The sequence below is a fragment of the Actinomadura nitritigenes genome (assembly GCF_017573545.1).
GTDB classification, from domain to species: Bacteria; Actinomycetota; Actinomycetes; order Streptosporangiales; family Streptosporangiaceae; genus Spirillospora; species Spirillospora nitritigenes.
Map to the genome: position 1 here is coordinate 189,425 of NZ_JAGEOK010000016.1, position 19,760 is coordinate 209,184.

Sequence of the window (19,760 nt, forward strand, 5' to 3'; positions counted from 1 at the left end):
GCGCGAACGGGCGGGTCAGCGCTTGGTGCGGCGGCCGATCACGATGCCGGCGCCCGCGGCGGCCACCACCGGCGCCGCCCGCAGCAGCCGCCGCAGCGTCACCAGCCGCGCCAGCCCGGCCACCCGGCCCGGCAGCGCCGCCACCTGGCCGCCGACCTGCCCGGCCACCTGACCGGCGCCCGCGCCGACGGTGCTGACGGTGTCCGTGCCGCGGCGGGCGGCCGACTTCGCACCGGACGCCGTGCCCGACACGGCGCCTGACGCCTTCTCCGACGCCTTCTCCGACGCCTTCTCCGAGGCCTTGGCGGACGCGGCGGTGCCGGCGCGTGCGGCGTTCTTGCTGATCTGTCCGGAGCCCTTGCCGGGCGCCGAGGGGGTGTCCATCCTCATTCCTTCCATCCGGGGGTCTCGCCGTGCGAGTAGGGGGTCATCCGCGTAGGCGCGACAGCACCTCGCGGGAGTAGAAGTCGAAGAAGCCGTCCTGCTCGGGCCCGATCTGCGTGACGAACACGTCCTCGGTCACCAGCTGCGCCAGCTGGCGGAACTGCCGCGGCTGCGGCAGCAGCTGGTTCGCCTCGCCCGGCAGGTGGTCGCTGGCCCACAGCCGCAGCGCGGTCCGCCGCGCCCGCGCCTCGTCGGACGCCCAGCACGCCTTCAGCCTGCCGGCCCGCCCCGCCTGCCTCGCGGAACACCTTCACCAGGTCCGCGTCGGGCATCATGCAGATGTAACCGTCGGCGATCCGGCCCGCCAGCGTCGCCGCCTTGGTCCCGAACCCCGAGATGTGGATCGGCGGCGGCTCGTCGGGAACGGTGTACAGGCGGGCGGTGTCGAGGCGGTAGTGCTCGCCGCGGTGCGTGACGAGCTTTCCGGTGAACAGCCGCCGCATCAGCGCGACGGCCTCCTCCAGCATCTCCATCCGCTCGGCCGCCGGCGGCCACCGCGAGTCGATGATGTGCTCGTTGAGGAACTCCCCGGTCCCCACGCCGAGGGTGAACCGGCCGCCGGTCAGCACCGCGCACGTCGCCGCGGCCTGCGCCACGATCGCCGGGTGCGTGCGCACCAGCGGGCACGTCACCGCGGTCCCGATCGGCAGCGACGTCGCCTGCGAGAGCGCGCCGATCACCGCCCAGGCGAACGAGGACTGCCCCTGCTCGTCCAGCCACGGGTGGAAGTGGTCGGAGATCCACAGCGCCTCGAACCCGGCCCGCTCGGCCAGCCGCGCCTGCTGCACCAGCTCGCCGGGGGCGTGCTCCTCGCCGGACAGGAAATACCCGAACCTCGCCATCTCCACCCCCTCCCCTTGCCGGCCCCGTGCTCCGAAAAGGCGCGGTGCCCCGCAAGCGCGGTGGGCCTCACGGTCGTAGCGCGGCCTACCCCGCGAGGCGCGCGCAAACATCCGGGCGCCCACCACAAGCCCTCACCACGGGCCCGCACGAACCGGTAGCCGGGTGGGGATGCGAGAGGCGACCGCTTGCCGCCGATCACGGTTGGAACCGTCCGCTCGGGTATGCGGAACCCATGACGCCACCAGCCTCCGGCTCGCCCGGGCGCCCGCCCGGCCTGCCCCCGGCCGGTCCCCGCGCCGCACGCACCACCCCGCTGCTGCGGCCCGGGCCCGCCCGCCGCGCCGCCGAACCGCTCGCCTGGTGGGCGCTCCTTCTCGCGCTCTACCTGTCGCTGGTCTCCACGATCGACATCATCGAGATCACCGTCGGCGCCGTCGCCGCCGCGTTCGGCGCCGCCGCCGCGATGGCCGGGCGCCGTGCCCTGTTCACCACCGGCACCGCGCACGAACCCGCCGGGCGACGCCTGCCCGCCGCCGACCTCGCGCCCGGCGCGCGGCCCGTCCCGCCCGTCCGGCTGCTGTCCCCGCTGGCGCTGCTGCCCGCCCAGATCGTCGCCGACAGCGCCCGCGTCGCCGTCCTCGGCGCGTCCGGCGGCACGTGGACCTCGCTGGCCGTCGCGCCCGGCGCCGCCAACCGCGGCACCGCCACCCTGCTGGTGTCGACCTCGCCCGCCACCTTCGTCGGCGGCGTCGATCCCGAGCGCGGGCTGCTGAACGTCCACCGCCTCGGCCGCGACCCGTCGGCCTTCGAACGGCGGCTGCGCGACACCGGCCTCGTCCAGGACCCGCGGCGCGTCCCCGACCGCGCCGACGAAACCGACAACCCGCACGGGCCGGACGGGCACGGCTCCGGGGAGGCGCGGTGAGCATCGCCGTCCCCGCCTTGGTGCTGCTGGTCGGCGCCGTGCTGCCCGCGCTGCTGACCACCCTGCGCGGGCGCCCCGTCGACCGGCTCGCCGGCCTCATCGTCACCGGTCCCCTGGTCACCCTCGTGCTGACGCTGCTCACCTCCGCCTACGGGCGCCCCGCCTACCTCGACGTCGCCCTCATCCTGGCCCTGCTGTCGTTCGCCGGGGCCCTGGTGTTCGCCCGCTTCTTCAGCCGGACCCTGTGAACAGGACGGAGCAACCGTGAACGGGACCCCACCGCCATGACCCTGCTCGCCGACACCCTCACCTGGGCGGGCACGGCCGTCTGCGTCGTGGCCGGGCTGCGGCTGGCGCTCACGCCCGGCGCCGCCGGCCGCCTGCACGCCGTCGCGCCCGTCACCGCGCTGGGCGCGCCGCTGCTGCTGGCCGGCCTGGCCCTGCACCCCTGGTCGTCCTGGCACGACGTCGTCAAGATCGCCGTGATCGGGATGCTGCTCGCCGCGACCGGCCCCGCGACCGTCGTCACCGCCGGCCAGGCCGTCGCCCGCACCGCCCCGCCCGGCGACCGCCGCACCGGCCCCCGGGATCCGAACCGCGGGAGCGGCGACGCGGGGACGGGGACGGAGGCCCCATGAGCGACCCGTTCTCCGGCGCCCTCGCCGACGCGCTCATCCTCACCGCGCTCGCCCTGACCGTCCTCATGGCGACCGCCGTCGTGCTGACCCGCAACCCCGCCCGCCAGGCCATCGTCCTGTCCGGATACGGGATGGTCCTCGGCGTGCTGTTCCTGATCCTGCAGGCCCCCGACGTCGCCATGTCCCAGATCGGCGTCGGCACCGTCGTCGTCCCCCTCATCGTCGTCCTCGCCCTGCACGCCACCCGCCGCCACCGCGAGGGCGGCGACACCGGCGAGGAGGACCGCCACCCCGACCACGACGACCCAGGACACGCCGACCGCGAAGGCGACGGCGACGGCGCCGGGACCGGCGCGGCCCGCGGGGACGCCCGATGAGAGCGCCCGCATGAGGACCCGCACCCGCACCCTGCTGTTCTTCGGCGGCGCGGCCGGCGTCGCCGCCCTGTTCGCCGCCGGCGCCCTCGACCTGCCCCGTTTCGGCGGCGCCGTGCACCCCTACGGCGACCGCGCCGTCCGGCAGGCGCTGCGCGAGTCCACCACCAACACCGTCTCCTCGGTCAACTTCGACCAGCGCGCCTTCGACACCGTCGGCGAGGAACTGATCCTCATGGCGTCGGCGATCGGCGCGGTGGTGCTGCTGCGCGTCGTCGGCAAGGAGGCCGAGGACCAGGGCGCCGCGCACCGGCTCGGCCCCGCCCAGGTGTCGGACGCGCTGCGCATCGTCGGCTACCTGCTGCTGCCCGTCACCCTGCTGATCGGCGTCTACATCATCGCCCACGGCGCCCAGTCCCCCGGCGGCGGATTCCAGGGCGGCGTCATCCTCGGCACCGCCGTCCACCTGCTCTACCTCGCCGGCGACTACCCCGCGCTGCAGCGGCTGCGGCCCATCCCGGTGTTCGAGTCGACCGAGGCGCTCGCCGCCGGCGTGTTCGTCGCGATGGCCCTGGCCGCCGCCGGCGCCGTCCCCGCGCTCAACGGCGCCGTCGGCGTCGAGGTCGGCTGCGCGCTGGTGCTGCTGCTCGGCAAGTTCTTCGAACAGGCGCTGCTCGTGTGCGAACCACGCGGAGAGACCCCATGAGCCACCTGCCCTACCTGGCCGCCGGCTGGATCGTCCTCGCCGGGATCTACGGCATCGTCACCAGCCGCGACCTCATCCACGCCGTGGTGTGCCTGTCGGTCACCCAGTCCGGCACCTACGTGCTGCTGCTGGCCATCGGCTACCGCTACGGCGCCACCGCCCCCGTCTTCTCCGACCGCCCGCCCCACGGGCGCCCCGTCACCGACCCCGTCGTGCAGGCCATGACCCTCACCGACATCGTCGTCGGCGCCACCGTCACCGCCCTGCTGCTCGCCCTGGCCGTCCAGGTCGCCAAGCGCCGCGGCACCATCGACCCCGGCGAACTGAGGTCGCTGGAATCGTGATCCTGCAGATCACCATCGCCGTCCCCGTCCTGGCCGCCGCGCTGCTGGCCACCGCCGGGCGGTGGCTGCCGCGGCTGGTCGTCGACGTCGCCGCCGTGCTGGCCGTCGCCGCCGTCGCCGCCCTGGCCGCCCTCACCCTCACCCGCGCCCCCCACCACGCCCAGGTCAGCTGGCTCGGCGGCTGGGGACCGGCCACCGGCGTCGGCATCCCCCTGGTCGCCGACCCCTTCGCCGCCGGGCTCGCCCTCGTCACCGCCCTGCTCACCCTCGCCGCGCTGCTGTTCTCCTGGCGGTTCTTCACCGAGATCCAGGCGATCTTCCACACCCTCATGCTGCTGTTCCTGGCGGCCATGGTCGCCTACGTCTACACCGGCGACCTGTTCGACGCGTTCGTGTTCTTCGAACTCATGAGCGTCGTGGCGTTCGCGCTCACCGGCTACCGCTCCGAAGAGCCCTCCACCGTCCACGGCGCCCTCAACTTCGGCATCATCCAGTCGATCGGCGCCTACCTCACCCTCGCCGGGATCGGCCTGGTCTACGCCCGCACCGGGCAGCTCGGCCTCGCCACCGCCGGACGCGGGCTCGCCGGCACCGCCGCCGGCGGGCACGGTGACGCGCTCGTCACCGCGGCGTTCGTGCTGATCTGCACCGGCTACCTGGTCAAGGCGTCCGCCGTCCCCTTCCACTTCTGGCTCGCCGACGCCCACGCCGTCGCCCCCACCCCCGTCTGCGTGCTGTTCTCCGGCATCATGGTGCCGCTCGGCGTCTACGGCATCGCCCGCACCTACTGGGCGACGTTCGCCGGGCTCGTCCCGCTGCGCGCCATCGCCGTCCTCGGCGCCGCCGCCGCGCTGCTCGGCGCCGTCATGTGCGTCCTGCAGCACCACATCAAACGGCTGCTGGCCTACTCCACCATCAGCCACGTCGGGCTGCTGCTGGTCGGCGTCGCCGCCCACGGACCCGACGCCCTCGCCGGCACCGCCTACTACCTCGCCGGGCACGCCGGCGTGAAGGGCGCCCTGTTCCTGGCCGCCGGCGCCCTGCTCAACCGGCACCAGACCGTCGACGAGCACGAACTCCGCGGCCGCGGCCGCGGCATGCCCGCCACCGGCACCACCTTCCTGCTCGGCGCGCTCGGCCTGGCCGGACTGCCCCCCGCCGGGCTGTTCGCCGGGCACGCCGTCACCGAGCACGCCGCCGAGGAGCTCGGCTGGTGGTGGTTCACCCCACTGGCCGTCGTCGCGTCCGCGCTCACCGCCGGCGCCGTCCTGCGCGTCTGGCTCGGAGTGTTCCGCGGCACCCCCGCCGAAGAGGACCCCGCGCACGGCGGACGGCCCGGCGCCGGCGGCGGGCACGAGGACCCCGAGACCCGCCCCACCCTGCGGAACCTGCCCTGGACGATGGTCAGCCCCGGCCTGGTCCTGCTCATCGGCGCGCTGCTGGTCGGGCTGATCCCCGGCGGGCCCGTCGGCACCGCCGCCGCGATGTTCACCGACCCCGGCGGCTACGCCGCCCTGGTCCTGGACGGCCGCGTCCCCCACCCCCACGCCGTCCCCGCCGACCCCTGGACCGCCTCCGGCGTCGCCGGGTTCCTGGCCACCCTGCTGCTGGCCGTGCTCGTCGCCGTGTACGCGCTACGGCGCCGCGCTCCCGGCCCCGCCTCCGACGGCCCCGGCGGCGCGGGTCCCCTCGCCCGGACCGCCGCCGCCGCGGCCGCCCGCCTGCACGCCCTGCACTCCGGCCACATCGGCGACTACGCCGCCTGGCTCACCGCCGGCGTCGCCGTCCTGGCCCTGCTCACCGCCCGCTTCTGACCCGCCCCGACGCGCACCGCCCGCACCCCCGCGCACCCCGGCTTGCCGCCGCCCGCACCGGCACGCGACCCTGGCACCCGGAAGCCGCCGCACCCCGGAGAGGGACCGTCGCATGAACCACCGCACGGCCCGCCCCGCCTCCACGGCCCCGCCCGCACCACCCGGACGCGGCGCACTGGCCGCACCCGCCGCCCTCCTCGCCGGCGCACTGCTGACCACCGCCGCGATCGTCGCCGTCCTCCTGCACGACCGCCCCCGCCACCCGCCCGGCGCCGCACCGCCCGCACGCGTCCTGTCCCGCTACGAGACCGCCGCACCCGGCAACACCATCGACCGCGACTGCGGCTACAGCGCCCCGCTCACCGGCCACCGCGCCCTCTGGCTGTTCTGCGACTCCACCTGGAAGGGCACCCGCCCCGGCCTGTGGCTCGGCGCGACCGCCGCCACCGGCACCACCGCACCCGGACGCGTCCCCACCGACCTCACCGAACTCCCCACCCCCGGCACCCGGACCGCCACCGCGCCCGGCGACGGGCCGCCGCAAGCGCTGCTCGCCACCCCGCCCGGCCTCCAGCTGCCCGGCGGCGCCCCCTGCCACATCCCCGGCACCGCCTACAGCGCCTCCTGGATATCCGGCGCCGCACCCCTGAACGGCGACGGCACCGTCCTGCTCACCTACACCGACGTGTGCGTCCACGGCACCACCATCACCCCCCAGGGATACGGCATCGCTGCCTACCGGCCCGCCGACCGCACCCTGCACGGCCAGACCCGCGTGTTCACCGTTCCAGGCGGCCTGCCCTTCCAGCTCACCCTCGGCTCCCCCGTCCTGCGCGACGGCCACCTCTACCTCTACGGCTCGGCCTGCGACACCTGGACCATCGGCGCCTGCGCCGCCGGCCGCGTCACCCTCGTCCGCGTCCCCGCCGAACCCGCCGCCTGGCGCGACCCGTCCGCCTACCGGTACTGGTCCCCCGCCGGATGGACGCCCGACGCGTCCCGCGCCCAGACCGTCGCCCCCGGCGCCGCGCCCGCCGCCGTCCACATCGCCGACTACACCGCCGCCGGCAAGGGCCTGGTCCTCATCGAGCAGCGCGGCCTGGACGGCCGATACCGGCTGTGGCGCGCGCCCGCCCCGCAAGGCCCCTGGCGGCCCGCCGGGCACGGCGACGTCCCCTGCTCGAGCGGCAGCGGCAACGACCAGTGCCGCGCCTTCATCGGCCACCCCGAGCTCAGCACCGCCGCCGCGCTGCTGATGTCCTATTACAACCCCGCCGACCGGCACGTCACCGTCCGCGCCGTCCCCTGGTGAAACCCCGCCGGCTCGGGCCGGCGGTCACACGCTCCACAGGCGGCGCCTGCGGTAGCGCGGCTCCCACCGCATCCGGTTCATCTCCCGCACCTCGCGCGGCAGCGCCGTCAGGAACCGGCTGCGCTCGAGCGGCGCGATCCCGTCCACCATCCACGGCACCGTCCCCTCCCCGCACCCGCCGCTCCCCGAACCGCACGCCGACACCGCGTCCGCGGCGAACCCCGCCCAGTCCGCCGGGCCGAGCACCCGCCGCGCCAGCGCCAGCACCCCCGCCTCCTCATGCCGCAGATGCACCTCCAGCGCCGCCCGCAGCGCGCGCACCGCCGACACGAGCTCCCCCGAACCCCGGTCGCCGTCCTCCAACGCGGCGTCCAGCGCCACCACCAGCGGCCCGATCCCGGCGTACTCCGCCCGCAGCTCCGCCACCACCCCCAGCTCGGGACCGTGGCCCGCCACCGCACGCTCCACCCGCGGCCACAGCGCGCCCGCCTGCAGATCGTGATGAAGGCGCAGCTGCAGCTTCAGGTTCTCCCAGCCCGCCCGCACCAGCGGCGCGTGCGCCCGGCCCGCCGCCGCTGCCGCCGCCAGCCGCTCCAGATCCCTGCGGAACGCCGCGTGCCCCGCGCGCGCGTAGACGTCCACGAACGCCGGGCCGGTCAGCCCGAAAACGCCCACCGCCGCCCGGCCGCCGCCGGGCTTGGCCGCCGCGCCCACCGCCGCCTCGTCGGGCAGCGCGATCGAGAAAGTGTCCATACCAGGATGAGGACTTCACGCCCCCCGAATGTGACGGGACGCCGATGAGATCCCGCTCACGTCCCCGCGCGGGTACGGCCCGTCAGCCTTGACGCGCGGCGGTGCGGGCGATCGCCGCCTCGATGCCGTCCAGGACGAGTTCCAGCCCGCCCTCGAACGCCTCCCGCGCCGCCTGCTCCAGATACGGCACCCCGCCCTCGGCCTCACCGTCTGAGCCGCCGCCCGAACCGGCACCCGCCTCGCCGGCCGCTTCAGCGGTGTCCCGGGCGTCGGGGGCGCCCTCGGCGTCCAGCCACGCCACGCGCGGGAACCGCTCGGCGAACCCCGGCGCGACCTCCGGCAGCGCCCCGGCCCGCCCGTGCCACCACTGCGCCTCCGTCAGGCCCGTCGCCCGCACCGCCTGCCGCGACTCCGCCACCGTCCGCGCCGCGCCCCGCACCACGCTCGACAGCGTCGCGACCGCCCGCCGCACCCCCCGCGCGTCCAGCCCCGTCGCCGCCAGCACCCCCAGCAGCGCCTCCAATACCCCGTACTCGTTGGGGCCCAGCACCGGGCGCGCCTGCGACACCTGAAGCATCCACGGATGCCGCAGGTAGAACGCCCAGCTGTCCTCCGCCCACGCCACCAGCGCCGCACGCCACCCCGCCCGCACCTCGTAAGCGGCCGGCAGCTCCGCCAGCGCCCGGTCGTACATCAGGTCCACCAGCTCGGCCTTGCCCGGCACGTAGGTGTACAGCGCCATCGCCGTCCGGCCGAGCCGCTCGCCGACCGCGCGCATCGACAGGGCCGCCATCCCCTCGGCGTCGGCGACCGCGATCGCCGCGTCCACGATGACCTCCACGCTCAGCCCCGGCCTCGGTCCCGGACGCGCACCCGGCGGCGCGGCCTCCGGCCGCCTCCACAGCAGGTCCATCGAGCGGCGGGGGTCGCCCTGCCCCGCGAACACGGTCACCGTACAACTCCGTATGCCGTACACTGATTCATTCGGCGATCTCTTTACGCCATAAGCTATCAAGCCGATGCGAGGACGACGCATGCCCCTCCCGCCCACCACCGGCACCGACACCCCGACCGGCCCCCGAACCGCCGCCGGCCGCGCCGCCGACCGGCACGACGTCATCGAGGTCCGCGGCGCCCGCGAGAACAACCTCGCCGGCGTCGACCTGGACATCCCCAAACGCCGCCTCACCGTCTTCACCGGCGTGTCCGGCTCGGGCAAGTCGTCGCTGGTCTTCGGCACCATCGCCGCCGAGTCCCGGCGGCTGATCAACGAGACCTACACCGCGTTCCTGCAGTCGTTCATGGGCAGTCCCGCCCGCCCCGACGTCGACGCGCTGCGCAACCTGTCCGCGGCGATCATCGTCGACCAGGAGCCGATGGGCGCCAACTCCCGCTCCACCGTCGGCACCGCCACCGACGCCCACACCATGCTGCGGATCATCTTCTCCCGCCTCGCCGTGCCGAGCGCCGGGACGTCCTCGGCCTACAGCTTCAACAGCGCCGAGGGCATGTGCCCCGAATGCGAGGGCCTCGGCCGCACCACCGCCATCGACCTCGACCAGCTCGTCGACCGCGACCTGTCGCTCAACGAGGGCGCCGTCACCGTCCCCAACTTCGCCGTCGGCTCCTGGTACTGGAAGGTGCTGGCCGGGTCCGGGTTCGTCGACCCCGACGCCAAACTCCGCGACTACACCCCCGCCCAGTGGGACGACCTCCTCAACAAGCCCGCCACCAAGGTCCACAACAGCGGCCTCAACACCACCTACGAGGGCCTGCTGGTGAAGGTGAAGCGGCTCTTCCTGGGCAAGGACCGCGACTCCCTGCAGCCGCACATCCGCGCCTTCGTCGACCGCGCCGTCACCTTCAGCACCTGCCCCGCCTGCGGCGGCGCCCGCCTCAACCCCGCCGCGCTCGCCGGCCGCATCGGCGGCCTGAACATCGCCGACTGCGCCGCCATGCAGATCAGCGACCTCGCCGACGTCGCCGCCAAGATCGACGACGAGTCCGTCGCGCCGCTGGTGGCCACCCTGCGCGAGACCCTCGACTCGCTCGTGGAGATCGGCCTGGGGTATCTCAGCCTGGACCGCGAGTCCCCGAGCCTGTCGGGCGGCGAGGCGCAGCGGGTGAAGATGGTCCGCCACCTCGGCTCGTCCCTCACCGACGTCACCTACGTCTTCGACGAACCCACCGCCGGCCTGCACCCCCACGACATCCAGCGGATGAACGACCTGCTGCTGCGGCTGCGCGACAAGGGCAACACCGTCCTGGTCGTCGAGCACAAGCCCGAGACGATCGCGATCGCCGACCACGTCGTCGACCTCGGCCCCGGCGCCGGAACCGCCGGCGGGCAGGTCTGCTTCGCCGGCGACGTCGCCGGGCTGCGCGCCTCCGGCACCCTCACCGGACGCCACCTGGACCACCGCGCCCGGCTGCGGGAGCGGCCCCGCACCCCGACCGGCCACCTGCCGATCCGCGGCGCGAACCTGCACAACCTCAAGGACGTCGACGTCGACGTCCCGCTCGGCGTGCTCACCGTCGTCACCGGCGTCGCCGGATCCGGCAAGAGCTCCCTCGTGCACGGCGCGCTGCCCGGACGCGACGGCGTCGTCGTGGTCGACCAGTCCGCCATCCGCGGCTCTCGCCGCAGCAACCCCGCCACCTACACCGGCCTGCTCGACCACGTCCGCGCCGCGTTCGCCAAGGCCAACGGTGTCAAGGCCGCCCTGTTCAGCGCCAACTCCGAAGGCGCCTGCCCCGCCTGCAAGGGCATCGGCTTGATCTACACCGACCTGGCGATGATGGCGGGCGTCGCCGCCGTCTGCGAGAAATGCGAAGGGCGCCGCTTCACCGCCGAGGTCCTCACCCACACCCTGCGCGGCAAGGACATCAGCCAGGTCCTGGCGATGTCCGTCGAGCAGGCCCGCGAGTTCTTCCCCACCGGCGCGGCCCACGCCGTCCTCGACCGGCTCGCCGGCGTCGGCCTGGGCTACCTGACCCTCGGCCAGCCCCTCACCACCCTGTCCGGCGGGGAGCGCCAGCGCCTCAAGCTCGCCGTCCACATGGCCGGCGACGCCGCCGTCTACGTCCTGGACGAACCCACCACCGGCCTGCACCTGGCCGACGTCGACCAGCTGCTCGGCCTGCTGGACCGCCTCGTCGACACCGGCAAGTCGGTCATCGTCATCGAGCACCACCAGGCCGTCATGGCCCACGCCGACCACATCATCGACCTCGGCCCCGGCGCCGGAGCCGACGGCGGCCGCGTCGTGTTCACCGGCACCCCCGCCGACCTGGTCGCCTCCGCCGACACCCTCACCGCCCGCCACCTGCGCGCCTACGTCGGACGCGACTGACCCCCGGACCGGTCCACCCGGGCCGGGGGCGGCGCGACCGCTCCCGGCCCGGCGTCAGCGGGCCGCCGCCAGCATCCGCAGGTAGTGCGGGTTGGTCATCACCCCGAGCACGTTGCCGAACGGGTCGACGACCGACGCCGTCGCGAACCCCGTGCCCTCCCCGCGCTCGGTGATCTCCTCGTGGACGCGGGCGCCCATCGACACCAGCCGCGCCACCGCGCCCTCCAGGTCGTCGACGTGCCAGTACGCCACCGCCCCGCCCGGCTCCCCCGCGCCTGCCGTTCCCGGACGGAAGCGGGCGTCGATCAACCCCAGCTCGTGCTGATGGTCCCCGACCCGGAACTCCAGGTAGACCGCCCGGCCGTCCGGACCCGGGACGCGGAAGTACGGACGCGCCCCGAGCAGCCCGGCGTACCAGTCGCCGGCCGCCTCCACATCGTCCGCGAAGAAGCTGATCGTCGACAGTCCGCGCAGCATGCCGTTCCTCCGTCCGCCAGGGGACCGGACGTCTCCCGGTCCCGACAGCGACGACACTAGGAGCCCATTAGGTCAGCAAACGTCCTAACCGGTCGGCAGGATGGACCCATGCGCGATCCCTCCGGACGGCTGCTGCGGCTGCTGTCCCTGCTGCAGACGCCCCGCGACTGGACCGGCGCCGAACTCGCCGACCGCCTCGGCGTCACCGGCCGCACCATCCGCCGCGACATCGACCGCCTGCGCACCCTCGGCTACCCCGTCCGCGCCGTGCACGGCAGCACCGGCGGCTACCGGCTCACCGCCGGCACCGCGATGCCGCCGCTGCTGCTGGACGACGACGAGGCGACCGCCATTGCGATCGGGCTGCGCACCGCCGGCGCCGTCACCGGCATCGAGGACGCCTCCCAGCGCGCCCTGGCCAAACTCGAGCAGGTCCTGCCGAAACGGCTGCGGCACCGCGTCACCGCGCTCGCGCGGGCCGCCGTCGCGCTCCCGCCGCACGCCGACGCGCCACCCGCCGCCGACCCCGCCGTCCTGTCCCTGCTCGCCGCCGCCTGCGTCGCCGGCGAGAACGTCCGCTTCTCCTACACCGCCGCCGACGGCACCGAGAGCCGCCGGCACGCCCAGCCCCACCGCCTCGCACGGCCGGACGCCGCTGGTACCTGGTCGCCCACGACGAGGACCGCGCGGACTGGCGCACCTACCGCGCCGACCGGATCGCCGACCCCCACCGCACCGGCGTCCGCGTTCCGGCCCGCACCCCGCCCAGCGGCGCGGACCCCACGTCCTGGGCCATGGACAACCTCGCCGGCGGATCCGGCGCCATCCGCGCCCGCCTGCTGCTGCACGTCCCGTTCGCCGAGGCCGCCCGGCACGTCACCGCCTGGCACGGCGTCCTGGAACCGGTCGACGACCGCACCTGCCGCCTGCACACCCGCTCGGACTCCCTGCGGTACCTGGCCCACCGCATCGCTGTCCTCGACGTCGACTACACCCTGCTCGACCCGCCCGAGCTCGCCGCCCACCTCACCGCCATCGCCGACCGCGCCGCCCGCGCGACCCGCCCGTTCACCACCGGGTGACGGCGCGGAACGAGCGGCTCAGGCGCGGGAGGCGTCGCCCAGCGACTCCAGCAGCACCCGCAGTCTCCCCGCCAGGTCCTCCCGCTCGGACGGGCCGAGCGAAGCCAGCAGCCGCGCCTCGTTCTCCACGTGCGCGCCGACCGCCTCGTCCACGACCGCCAGGCCGTGCGGGGTCAGCCGGATCAGCACCGACCGCCGGTCCCCGGCGTCGCGGACCCGCTCCACCAGCCCCTTGGCCTCCATCCGGTCGATCCGGTTGGTGATGGCGCCCGAGGTGACCATCGCCGCCTTCAGCAGCGCCCCCGCGGTCAGCTCGTAGGGCGCGCCCGACCGCCGCAGCGTCGCCAGCACGTCGAACTCCCAGCTCTCCAGCCCCCGCTCGGCGAAGAACCCGCGCAGCTCCCGGTGCAGCAGCATCTGCAGCCGGGAGATCCGGCCGATGATCCCCATCGGCCACACGTCCAGGTCGGGTCGCTCCCGCGCCCACTGCGCGAGGATGTCGTCCACCGCGTCCGCCATCGCCGCCTCCTTATCTCAACGTTGAGAATATCAATCGGGCGATTCGGGAAGCGGGCGCTCCGGTGGACCGGGCCGTCCCCCCGGGGGCGGCACCCCGACCTGTCGCGGGCGGAATCCGCCCGTGGGGTGTCCAGGCGTTTCGGATCGCGATCACGAAGCGGGGGGCGAGCGTGTGCTCCCCTACCGTCTGCGGAGTCCGCATGGCCTGAGAGCAGCAGCTGCCATTCACCACGGCCCTGCCACGGATGGCAGTACGCGGCGCCGCCTTTGACAACGCGGGGTCCTGCGCCGCGCCGTGGGGTCCCGTCGGCGGGGAGGCCGTCATGGCCGCGATGGAACACGTCCGTGCAGGGCTCGGGCTGGGAGCCGAACCCGTACAGTCCGAACATGTTCGCGCCGTCGACGCCGAGCGCCTCGGTCGCCCGGAACCATTCGTCGCCGTCGGGGATGCCGGGACCCTGGTAGGTGAGCCGGTGGACGAGACCGCCGCGTGCGACATACTCCCACTCGGCTTTGGAGGGGAACCGTAGCGGTGACCTCTCCAGTTCGTCGAACACCTCGTGCGGTGGCAGCGGTGGACTCGGCGCCTGCGCGACCACCATCGGGCCGACCTCCACATGTGTCATCGGCCCCATCAGGTCCGGCTCATCGAGGAGCGTGTAGTCCTCCTCCCACTCCTCGCGCTGGTCGGCGGCATGGCGGATCTCGGGCAGGTTCGAGGCGCTCAGGCGTTGCTGGCCAACTCCTCCTCAGGCGAGAGGCCGACGCCGCCGCCGGGCACGAGGCAGAACCGCACGCCCTGGCGCGACAGCACCGCGATCGGCGAGCCACCGAACGAGCGCGGTCCGATCAGGGAGAACTCCGGCCCCAAGGCGGTGACGACGGCATCGGTGATCTGCTCTCGGCGTCGCTCGCCTGCCGCCTCCCACGCCGCCGTTGATCTCAGTTCCGGCGCCTCCGCGAAGATGGCGCGCCGCTCCCACACACGCTCGGCGAGGGGACCCAGCTCCGCGGAGCGGTGTTCCTCCGCACGCTTGTCCCGCAGGTACTGGAACGCCTTTCGGGCGGCGGGGGTCGGCCGCAGATGGAGCGGACGCGGCGTACCGCGCGACTCCTCCGCGATGAGCGCCCGCATTCCCTCGGTTCCGGGGGCCTGGGTGATCAGTCTCGTAGGCGCGGCGGTGACAGCCGGTGTGTCGACCAGGTCCCGGGTGTCCAGGAGCCAGTCGAGCATGTCGGCGGCGGAGATCATGCGGTCCATCGCCGACAGCACCAGCGCCTCACGACGTCCAACGACGAGTCCTCGACTTCTCACCTTGAGGCCGGGCTGCACGCCATACGTTCGGGTCGCCGTAGTGATTGGCGTGACCGGCTTGGAGGACGGTGCGGAGCGCGGCGCGGTGTTCTGTTCCGTCCGGAAGGTCGAGGCGTCGCATGAGGTCGAGCGCCGCGTCGGGTTCGAGGCGGCCGTGAAAGTCGTGATAGCTGGAGAGCAGTCCCTTGAAGAGCGACGGGTGGAGATCGGCCCGTCCGGAGGCTGCCTCGTAGATGGGGAACTTGATCGGCCACGGCACCGGTCCGGAGACTTCCAGGACTCGGCAGGCCCTTCGGTGGAATGCGGTGCGGTCGGGTTCGTCGAGCGCACAGGGATCCCGCAGCAAGTCGATGTCCTTGCCGAGGACGGCTGTGAAAGCGGTTTCGACGGTCTTGGCGTCCTCGAACCAGTCGACCCACAAGGAGTAGGTGAGGTTCTTCGCCGTCCGAGAAGCCTCCAGGCGGCTGCGGTAGCAGTCCCAGAGCGCCTCCCACACGAGTGGATCCTGCTCGTCCTGCATCGCGAAGCCGATCTCAGCGGTCACCCAGTACTCATCGAGCAGGTCCAGCAGTCCGAAGGCCAACCGGAGGCGTCCGACCGGATCCAGCCCATCGGCCAGCACAGCCCCAGGCGCACATTCGTGGGCGACCTCCTCCGCCGTCAACTCCCTGCCCGGCTGCTCGCTGTCGGTCCACACACCTTCCCTGATCTCGGCTACGCCGACTTCCGCCAACCACCGGCGTGCGTTCTCAATCCCGTCGCCTTCCACCCGAGCCAGTGTGCCCGAGCAAGGTCACATCACATTCGGACGAGACAGGGCCTCGGAGCCGAGGACAGGCAACGAGGGGGCGTAATCGAGCGATTCCGCCTCCCCATTTCGCCCCCTGGAGTTGATGAACGGCGTCCCCGACGAGCGGGCGCCGTTTTCGGTGGCCCGCCGCGCCGGGTGCTCGGTCAGTTCCAGCGGCGGCTGGGAAGTCATGGCCAGGGTGGAGCCGGGCGCGAGCGCCGACAGCAGGCGCAGCGCGGCCGCGTTCGCCCTCGGTCGGGTACATCGACACCACGGCCGGCTCGCCCGGATCGACCCCGGCCGCTCCCCCACGACTCCATCTCGAAGTCGACCGGCACCAGCCGCAGCCCGTCTGGGATCCCGTAGCCGAATTCGACCAGTCGGCGGCGGGGACGGGCAGCGCCCCTCACAGCGCGACCCGCACCACCGTCTGCTCGGTACCCGCCTCGCCTTCGAGGGTGGTCACTTGCCCGGGGCCTGCAGGATCCACAGCCGCCCGTCGGGGTCCCGGACGGTCATCTCCCGGCTCCCGTAATGGGTGTCCTCGAACGGCGTCACCACCTCCACGCCCGCGCCCGGACGGAACTCCTCCGCGTCCGGCACCTTCAGCACCATCCGCGCCTGCGGCTCCCGGTCCTCGGGTACCTCGGCGATGAAGACGTAGGGGCCGTCGCCCTTCCGGAACTGCCCGGAGTTGTGATCGGTCTCGAACTCCAGCTCGAACCCCAGCGACCGGAAGAACCCGGCCGCCTTTCCCCAGTTGTGCGTCTCCAGGTAGACGGCCTCGAAGCCCTCGGTGGTCATCTCACTTCCCCTTCTCGCTGGACCGCTCCTGCGGACCGCCGTCGTCGAGGTAGGCGCGCAGCGCCTCCGCGACCAGCGCCGACAGCGACAGCTCCGCCTCGATGGCACGGTGCTTCACCTGCTTGATCAGCCCGATCGGCAGGTACACGTTGAACTGCTTGACGTCCTCGTCGCCCACACGAGAATGCTAGCACTCTAGCTCAGTAGCCTCGCGAGCACTGTCCGCCGCCTGCGGGAGCCGGCCTTGCACGATCCAGACAGGAACCACAAAGCCCCGGCAGCACATGAGCGCTACCGGGGCCGGGGAATGCGTGCTGGCCGGTGTGCGGGTCGCCTCTCGGCGAGTGGCGCGACGCGGCTCCAGCCGGACGGTATTCCGCGAAGGCGATTGATGAGGCCCGGGGACACCAGGCACACCGACCATCACGTGTAACCACCTGGACCCGCATGCTGTTCCCGTCCCGTCCCGTCCCGGCCAGACGGAGATGTGGCGGAACGGACGTGGCTGCACATCGCCAGGGCCGTCGCGGTCAGGAAAGATCTAGGACCCCGTCGATGGCCTCAACCTAGCCGGTGAGCCAGGTCGAGGCCGGGTCGGCCAGCCGCAGGACCCACCTCGCGACCTCGGCGGGTTCGCCACGGCGTCCCAGCGCGATGCGAGCAGCCTCGTCCAGTCCGCGGCGGCCAGGGCCTGGCTCTCTGCCTCCAGCAGCACGAGCCTGGACGCCGAGTCGAGCGCACCGGTGAGCCGCTCGGCCAGCGCCCGCACATCCGGGCCCCGCCTCGGCGGCGACGGCGAGTTCACGGCGGAGGTTCTCGATGTCACCCGCCGAGAAAGGTACGGCCGCGGCGCGCCACCCGGCCCGCCGCGGCCGTCTCCCTGCTAGTCCCCGGGCATCACGGTGAAGGTGAACCCGGTGCTCGTCGGACGTCGCAGCGGAATCTCGCACTTGATCCGGCGCAGCACCTCGCTCCTGCTGACGCCGAGCCCTTGGGCGATGAGACGTTCCGGACGCACCGGCACCGGATCCTCGAACACGACCTTCACCTGGACCGGCCATGCCTCGTCGAGCCATGCCGACGGGGTGTCCAGCCGCCAGGCGCCCGTCCAGTCCAGGGCGAAGCGGTTGCGCCGGGCGAGCAGCGGATCCAGCAGCCTGGACGCCACCAGGTCCGGATCGTTGACGCGGTAGCCATGGAGTTCGGCCGGATCGAAGGATCTGACCGGCGCCCGCTCATGGACGGTGAGCTTGCTCGTCCGGTCGCAGGACGCGCAGCGGACCAGCAGCCACACGTCCAGCAGCTTGCCGTTCGCGTTGACGCGGAACCTGCCGTCGCCGGTGGTGGCCGACTCCGACCGGCAGTCCGCGCACCGCAGCGACAGCAGGGGCAGCCGGGTCCGGCGAACGACCCAGGGCAGGACGGTATGAGGTTGTGAAGACATGATCTCTCTGGACCTGACACGAGGCCGATTGCGCGCGGTCTCGAACGCTGTACGGCCGGGCGCGCGAGGGCAGCCCGGCAGAGCCGACGGGACCGTCGGCTACAGGTGAGCGGAAGAAGGTGTCAGGTCTAAAGAGCAGGCGGGGTCACGCGGGTTCCGTCCTCTGTCCTCACGGCGATGGGCCGCAGGCAACCTACGGGACGGCGGGCGAGCCGTTCAATCGGTTTTACGGGCACGAGGTTGCGCGTCAACCTCGGCCGAGGACGCAGAACTCGTTGCCCTCCGGGTCGGCCAGGACCGTCCACGGGACGTCGCCCTGGCCAAGGTCGAGGTCGGTGGCGCCGAGGGCCCGCAGCCGGGCCACCTCCGGCTCCTTGTCGTCCACGGGGTCCGGCAGGAGGTCGGGGTGCACGCGGTTCCACCACGTCCTCACATCGGGTGCGCGGCGGAGCTCCAGATACGGCCCGACGCCGTTGGCGGAGCGCAGCGTCGCGTGATCGTCGGTGACCTCGTGCAAAGTCCAGTCCAACGCCTCGTCCCAGAACCGGGCCATGGCCCGCACGTCCGCGCAGTCGACCACCACAGCGGCGATCGGCCCGGTGTCCCGGTACGCCTCCCGGGGCTCCAGCACGCAGAAGACATTGCCCTCCGGGTCGGCCATGACCGTCCACGGGACGTCGCCCTGGCCGATGTCGGCGGGCGTCGCACCGAGATCCCTCAGGCGCCCGACCAGTTCCGCCTGGTGGGCCGGGGAGGTGGTGGCGAGGTCGAGGTGAACGCGGTCCTCCACCGTCTCGGGGTCCGGGACGGCGACGAGGTCGACGCAGACGGCGGCGGGGTCCGGCCAGTCGAAGCCCTCGGGCTGGAGGTTGGTCACGCCGGGGCCCTCGCTGGACGTGCTCCAGCCGAGCGCCTCCGCCCAGAACCGGCCGAGCGCCGAGTCGTCACCGGCCTTGAAGTTCACCTGAACGAGTCGCAGCGCCATGCCGCCCAACCCTATGCCGGAACGCCGTGGTCCCCGGTCGGTGAGGCCGCGTCAGGCCCGGGTCGCGGGCTCGTCGCCCGCGAGGACGGCCGCGGTCATGGACAGGTGGAGGGTGAGGGCCTCGGCCGCGGCGTCGGCGTCGCGGGCCAGTGCCGTCTCCTCCAGCCGGCGATGCTCGCCGACGGCGTCCCGCTCGGGGCCGCGGTGCGCGGACCAGCGGCGGGCCAGCTCGCTGGCCGTCCACAGCCGATCGAAGGTGTCCAGCAGGACGGGGTTGCCGCACCCCTCCAGCAGAGTGCGATGGAACACCCGATGGGCCTCGGCCCACGCGGTGGTGTAGTACTCGCCCTCTTCCGGCGCGTACGGCGGAGTGCGGGCCAGGCGGTGGAAGGCGGCGCGCACCCGGGCCTCCCAGTCGATGTCGCCGCGCTCGATGGACATGCGCAGCATGACCGGCTCGACGGCCCGGCGGGCCTCGGCGATCTCCTGCCAGCGGCGGTCGGAGAAGGCCGGGACGGCGAAGCCGCGGTTCGGCAACCGGTCGGCGAGGCCCTCGCCGACCAACCGCACGAGCGCCTCGCGCACCACGGCCAGGCTCACCCCCTGCTGCTTGGCGAGGTCGTGCGGCTTGAGGGCGTCGCCGGGGACGTGCTCTCCCCGCATGATCGCGTCCCGGAGGCGTGCGTGGACCTGCTCGGAGAGCATCGGCTTCCCCGGCCCGGCCGCCGGGGACGGGGGGTGCGCTGTCTGGGGCATGCCACCAGGATAGACGAAGATGCAAATAATCGATTTTCGATGTTATGGTCGATTCATGGTGAGGCGGGAGCCGACAGTCCGC

General features: G+C 73.6%; 22 protein-coding genes and 2 pseudogenes. 10 read left to right on the plus strand and 14 right to left on the minus strand.

Translation table 11 applies throughout. From position 1 onward, the window contains the following. Positions 1-15: 15 nt before the first annotated feature. Both J4557_RS25680 and J4557_RS25685 read right to left on the minus strand, forming a co-directional pair. Positions 16-384, minus strand: coding sequence for a hypothetical protein (locus J4557_RS25680; RefSeq protein WP_208269278.1), 369 nt, complete (start codon positions 382-384; stop codon positions 16-18). Between the two features lie 43 nt (positions 385-427). Further along, positions 428-1,286 (minus strand): annotated as a pseudogene (locus J4557_RS25685) (TIGR03557 family F420-dependent LLM class oxidoreductase). Positions 1,287-1,519: 233 nt separating this feature from the next. Here J4557_RS25685 and J4557_RS25690 point away from each other — a divergent pair. The 8 genes from J4557_RS25690 to J4557_RS51105 all read left to right on the plus strand — a co-directional run bounded on the left by J4557_RS25690 (position 1,520) and on the right by J4557_RS51105 (position 7,400). Continuing rightward, positions 1,520-2,212, plus strand: coding sequence for a hypothetical protein (locus tag J4557_RS25690; protein WP_208269279.1), 693 nt, complete (start codon positions 1,520-1,522; stop codon positions 2,210-2,212). After that, complete coding sequence (locus tag J4557_RS25695; RefSeq protein ID WP_208269280.1) at positions 2,209-2,460, plus strand: monovalent cation/H+ antiporter complex subunit F; 252 nt, start codon at positions 2,209-2,211, stop codon at positions 2,458-2,460. Before J4557_RS25690 ends, J4557_RS25695 begins: the two co-directional genes overlap by 4 nt. Positions 2,461-2,496: 36 nt before the next feature. After that, positions 2,497-2,850 (plus strand): monovalent cation/H(+) antiporter subunit G, encoded by a 354-nt coding sequence (locus J4557_RS25700; RefSeq protein WP_208269281.1) that lies wholly within the window; start codon positions 2,497-2,499, stop codon positions 2,848-2,850. Then, positions 2,847-3,227: a Na(+)/H(+) antiporter subunit B gene (locus J4557_RS25705; RefSeq protein ID WP_208269282.1), complete on the plus strand. Its 381-nt coding sequence runs from the start codon at positions 2,847-2,849 to the stop codon at positions 3,225-3,227. The genes J4557_RS25700 and J4557_RS25705 overlap by 4 nt, the downstream gene beginning before the upstream one ends. Before the next feature lie 10 nt (positions 3,228-3,237). Further along, positions 3,238-3,930, plus strand: a complete 693-nt coding sequence (locus J4557_RS25710; protein WP_208269283.1) for an MnhB domain-containing protein — start codon at positions 3,238-3,240, stop codon at positions 3,928-3,930. Continuing rightward, positions 3,927-4,274 carry a sodium:proton antiporter gene (locus J4557_RS25715; protein WP_208269284.1) on the plus strand — a complete coding sequence of 116 codons (348 nt, stop codon included), beginning with the start codon at positions 3,927-3,929 and terminating at the stop codon, positions 4,272-4,274. The genes J4557_RS25710 and J4557_RS25715 overlap by 4 nt, the downstream gene beginning before the upstream one ends. Beyond that, the gene (locus J4557_RS25720) at positions 4,271-6,088 is read left to right on the plus strand and encodes a complex I subunit 5 family protein (protein WP_208269285.1); all 1,818 of its coding nucleotides are present in this window, start codon (positions 4,271-4,273) and stop codon (positions 6,086-6,088) included. Before J4557_RS25715 ends, J4557_RS25720 begins: the two co-directional genes overlap by 4 nt. A 112-nt stretch (positions 6,089-6,200) precedes the next feature. Then, positions 6,201-7,400: a glycoside hydrolase family 183 protein gene (locus J4557_RS51105; RefSeq protein WP_208269286.1), complete on the plus strand. Its 1,200-nt coding sequence runs from the start codon at positions 6,201-6,203 to the stop codon at positions 7,398-7,400. A 24-nt stretch (positions 7,401-7,424) separates the two neighbouring features. Here the strand turns inward: J4557_RS51105 and J4557_RS25730 are convergent, their stop codons facing one another. Both J4557_RS25730 and J4557_RS25735 read right to left on the minus strand, forming a co-directional pair. Then, positions 7,425-8,153 carry a hemerythrin domain-containing protein gene (locus J4557_RS25730; protein ID WP_208269287.1) on the minus strand — a complete coding sequence of 243 codons (729 nt, stop codon included), beginning with the start codon at positions 8,151-8,153 and terminating at the stop codon, positions 7,425-7,427. An 82-nt stretch (positions 8,154-8,235) separates the two neighbouring features. Then, positions 8,236-9,105 carry a TetR/AcrR family transcriptional regulator gene (locus tag J4557_RS25735; RefSeq protein WP_208269288.1) on the minus strand — a complete coding sequence of 290 codons (870 nt, stop codon included), beginning with the start codon at positions 9,103-9,105 and terminating at the stop codon, positions 8,236-8,238. A gap of 82 nt (positions 9,106-9,187) precedes the next feature. Between J4557_RS25735 and J4557_RS25740 the strand changes: the two genes are divergently transcribed. After that, positions 9,188-11,506, plus strand: coding sequence for an ATP-binding cassette domain-containing protein (locus tag J4557_RS25740; protein ID WP_208269289.1), 2,319 nt, complete (start codon positions 9,188-9,190; stop codon positions 11,504-11,506). Positions 11,507-11,560: 54 nt separating this feature from the next. Here the strand turns inward: J4557_RS25740 and J4557_RS25745 are convergent, their stop codons facing one another. Then, positions 11,561-11,983 carry a VOC family protein gene (locus tag J4557_RS25745; protein WP_208269290.1) on the minus strand — a complete coding sequence of 141 codons (423 nt, stop codon included), beginning with the start codon at positions 11,981-11,983 and terminating at the stop codon, positions 11,561-11,563. Between the two features lie 108 nt (positions 11,984-12,091). Between J4557_RS25745 and J4557_RS25750 the strand changes: the two are divergent. After that, positions 12,092-13,065, plus strand: a pseudogene (locus J4557_RS25750) (helix-turn-helix transcriptional regulator). A gap of 18 nt (positions 13,066-13,083) precedes the next feature. On the opposite strand, the gene J4557_RS25755 reads toward J4557_RS25750, so the two are convergent. The 9 genes from J4557_RS25755 to J4557_RS25795 form a co-directional block, all read right to left on the minus strand. Continuing rightward, a complete protein-coding gene (locus J4557_RS25755; RefSeq protein ID WP_208269291.1) occupies positions 13,084-13,584 on the minus strand; it encodes a MarR family winged helix-turn-helix transcriptional regulator in 501 nt (166 codons plus the stop codon). Positions 13,585-14,308: 724 nt separating this feature from the next. Further along, a complete protein-coding gene (locus J4557_RS25760; RefSeq protein WP_208269292.1) occupies positions 14,309-14,857 on the minus strand; it encodes a hypothetical protein in 549 nt (182 codons plus the stop codon). A 7-nt stretch (positions 14,858-14,864) separates the two neighbouring features. After that, positions 14,865-15,668, minus strand: a complete 804-nt coding sequence (locus J4557_RS25765) for a hypothetical protein (RefSeq protein ID WP_208269293.1) — start codon at positions 15,666-15,668, stop codon at positions 14,865-14,867. Positions 15,669-15,692: 24 nt separating this feature from the next. Then, positions 15,693-16,001, minus strand: a complete 309-nt coding sequence (locus J4557_RS25770) for a hypothetical protein (RefSeq protein WP_208269294.1) — start codon at positions 15,999-16,001, stop codon at positions 15,693-15,695. A 150-nt stretch (positions 16,002-16,151) separates the two neighbouring features. Then, positions 16,152-16,493, minus strand: coding sequence for a VOC family protein (locus J4557_RS25775; protein ID WP_208269295.1), 342 nt, complete (start codon positions 16,491-16,493; stop codon positions 16,152-16,154). Between the two features lies 1 nt (position 16,494). Further along, a complete protein-coding gene (locus J4557_RS25780) occupies positions 16,495-16,671 on the minus strand; it encodes a ribbon-helix-helix domain-containing protein (RefSeq protein ID WP_190856668.1) in 177 nt (58 codons plus the stop codon). A gap of 705 nt (positions 16,672-17,376) precedes the next feature. Next, positions 17,377-17,937, minus strand: a complete 561-nt coding sequence (locus tag J4557_RS25785) for a DUF1062 domain-containing protein (protein ID WP_208269296.1) — start codon at positions 17,935-17,937, stop codon at positions 17,377-17,379. 247 nt (positions 17,938-18,184) lie between these two features. Beyond that, a complete protein-coding gene (locus tag J4557_RS25790; RefSeq protein ID WP_208269297.1) occupies positions 18,185-18,922 on the minus strand; it encodes a VOC family protein in 738 nt (245 codons plus the stop codon). 51 nt (positions 18,923-18,973) lie between these two features. Further along, complete coding sequence (locus J4557_RS25795; protein WP_208269298.1) at positions 18,974-19,678, minus strand: GntR family transcriptional regulator; 705 nt, start codon at positions 19,676-19,678, stop codon at positions 18,974-18,976. Positions 19,679-19,760: the final 82 nt, after the last annotated feature.

Coding starts and splice junctions, on each gene's coding strand:
- J4557_RS25680 (WP_208269278.1), bottom strand. CDS start 384: ATGGACACCCCCTCGGCGCCCGGCAAGGGCTCCGGACAGATCAGCAAG.
- J4557_RS25690 (WP_208269279.1), top strand. CDS start 1,520: ATGACGCCACCAGCCTCCGGCTCGCCCGGGCGCCCGCCCGGCCTGCCC.
- J4557_RS25700 (WP_208269281.1), top strand. CDS start 2,497: ATGACCCTGCTCGCCGACACCCTCACCTGGGCGGGCACGGCCGTCTGC.
- J4557_RS25705 (WP_208269282.1), top strand. CDS start 2,847: ATGAGCGACCCGTTCTCCGGCGCCCTCGCCGACGCGCTCATCCTCACC.
- J4557_RS25710 (WP_208269283.1), top strand. CDS start 3,238: ATGAGGACCCGCACCCGCACCCTGCTGTTCTTCGGCGGCGCGGCCGGC.
- J4557_RS25715 (WP_208269284.1), top strand. CDS start 3,927: ATGAGCCACCTGCCCTACCTGGCCGCCGGCTGGATCGTCCTCGCCGGG.
- J4557_RS51105 (WP_208269286.1), top strand. CDS start 6,201: ATGAACCACCGCACGGCCCGCCCCGCCTCCACGGCCCCGCCCGCACCA.
- J4557_RS25730 (WP_208269287.1), bottom strand. CDS start 8,153: ATGGACACTTTCTCGATCGCGCTGCCCGACGAGGCGGCGGTGGGCGCG.
- J4557_RS25740 (WP_208269289.1), top strand. CDS start 9,188: ATGCCCCTCCCGCCCACCACCGGCACCGACACCCCGACCGGCCCCCGA.
- J4557_RS25745 (WP_208269290.1), bottom strand. CDS start 11,983: ATGCTGCGCGGACTGTCGACGATCAGCTTCTTCGCGGACGATGTGGAG.
- J4557_RS25755 (WP_208269291.1), bottom strand. CDS start 13,584: ATGGCGGACGCGGTGGACGACATCCTCGCGCAGTGGGCGCGGGAGCGA.
- J4557_RS25775 (WP_208269295.1), bottom strand. CDS start 16,493: ATGACCACCGAGGGCTTCGAGGCCGTCTACCTGGAGACGCACAACTGG.
- J4557_RS25785 (WP_208269296.1), bottom strand. CDS start 17,937: ATGTCTTCACAACCTCATACCGTCCTGCCCTGGGTCGTTCGCCGGACC.
- J4557_RS25790 (WP_208269297.1), bottom strand. CDS start 18,922: ATGGCGCTGCGACTCGTTCAGGTGAACTTCAAGGCCGGTGACGACTCG.
- J4557_RS25795 (WP_208269298.1), bottom strand. CDS start 19,678: ATGCCCCAGACAGCGCACCCCCCGTCCCCGGCGGCCGGGCCGGGGAAG.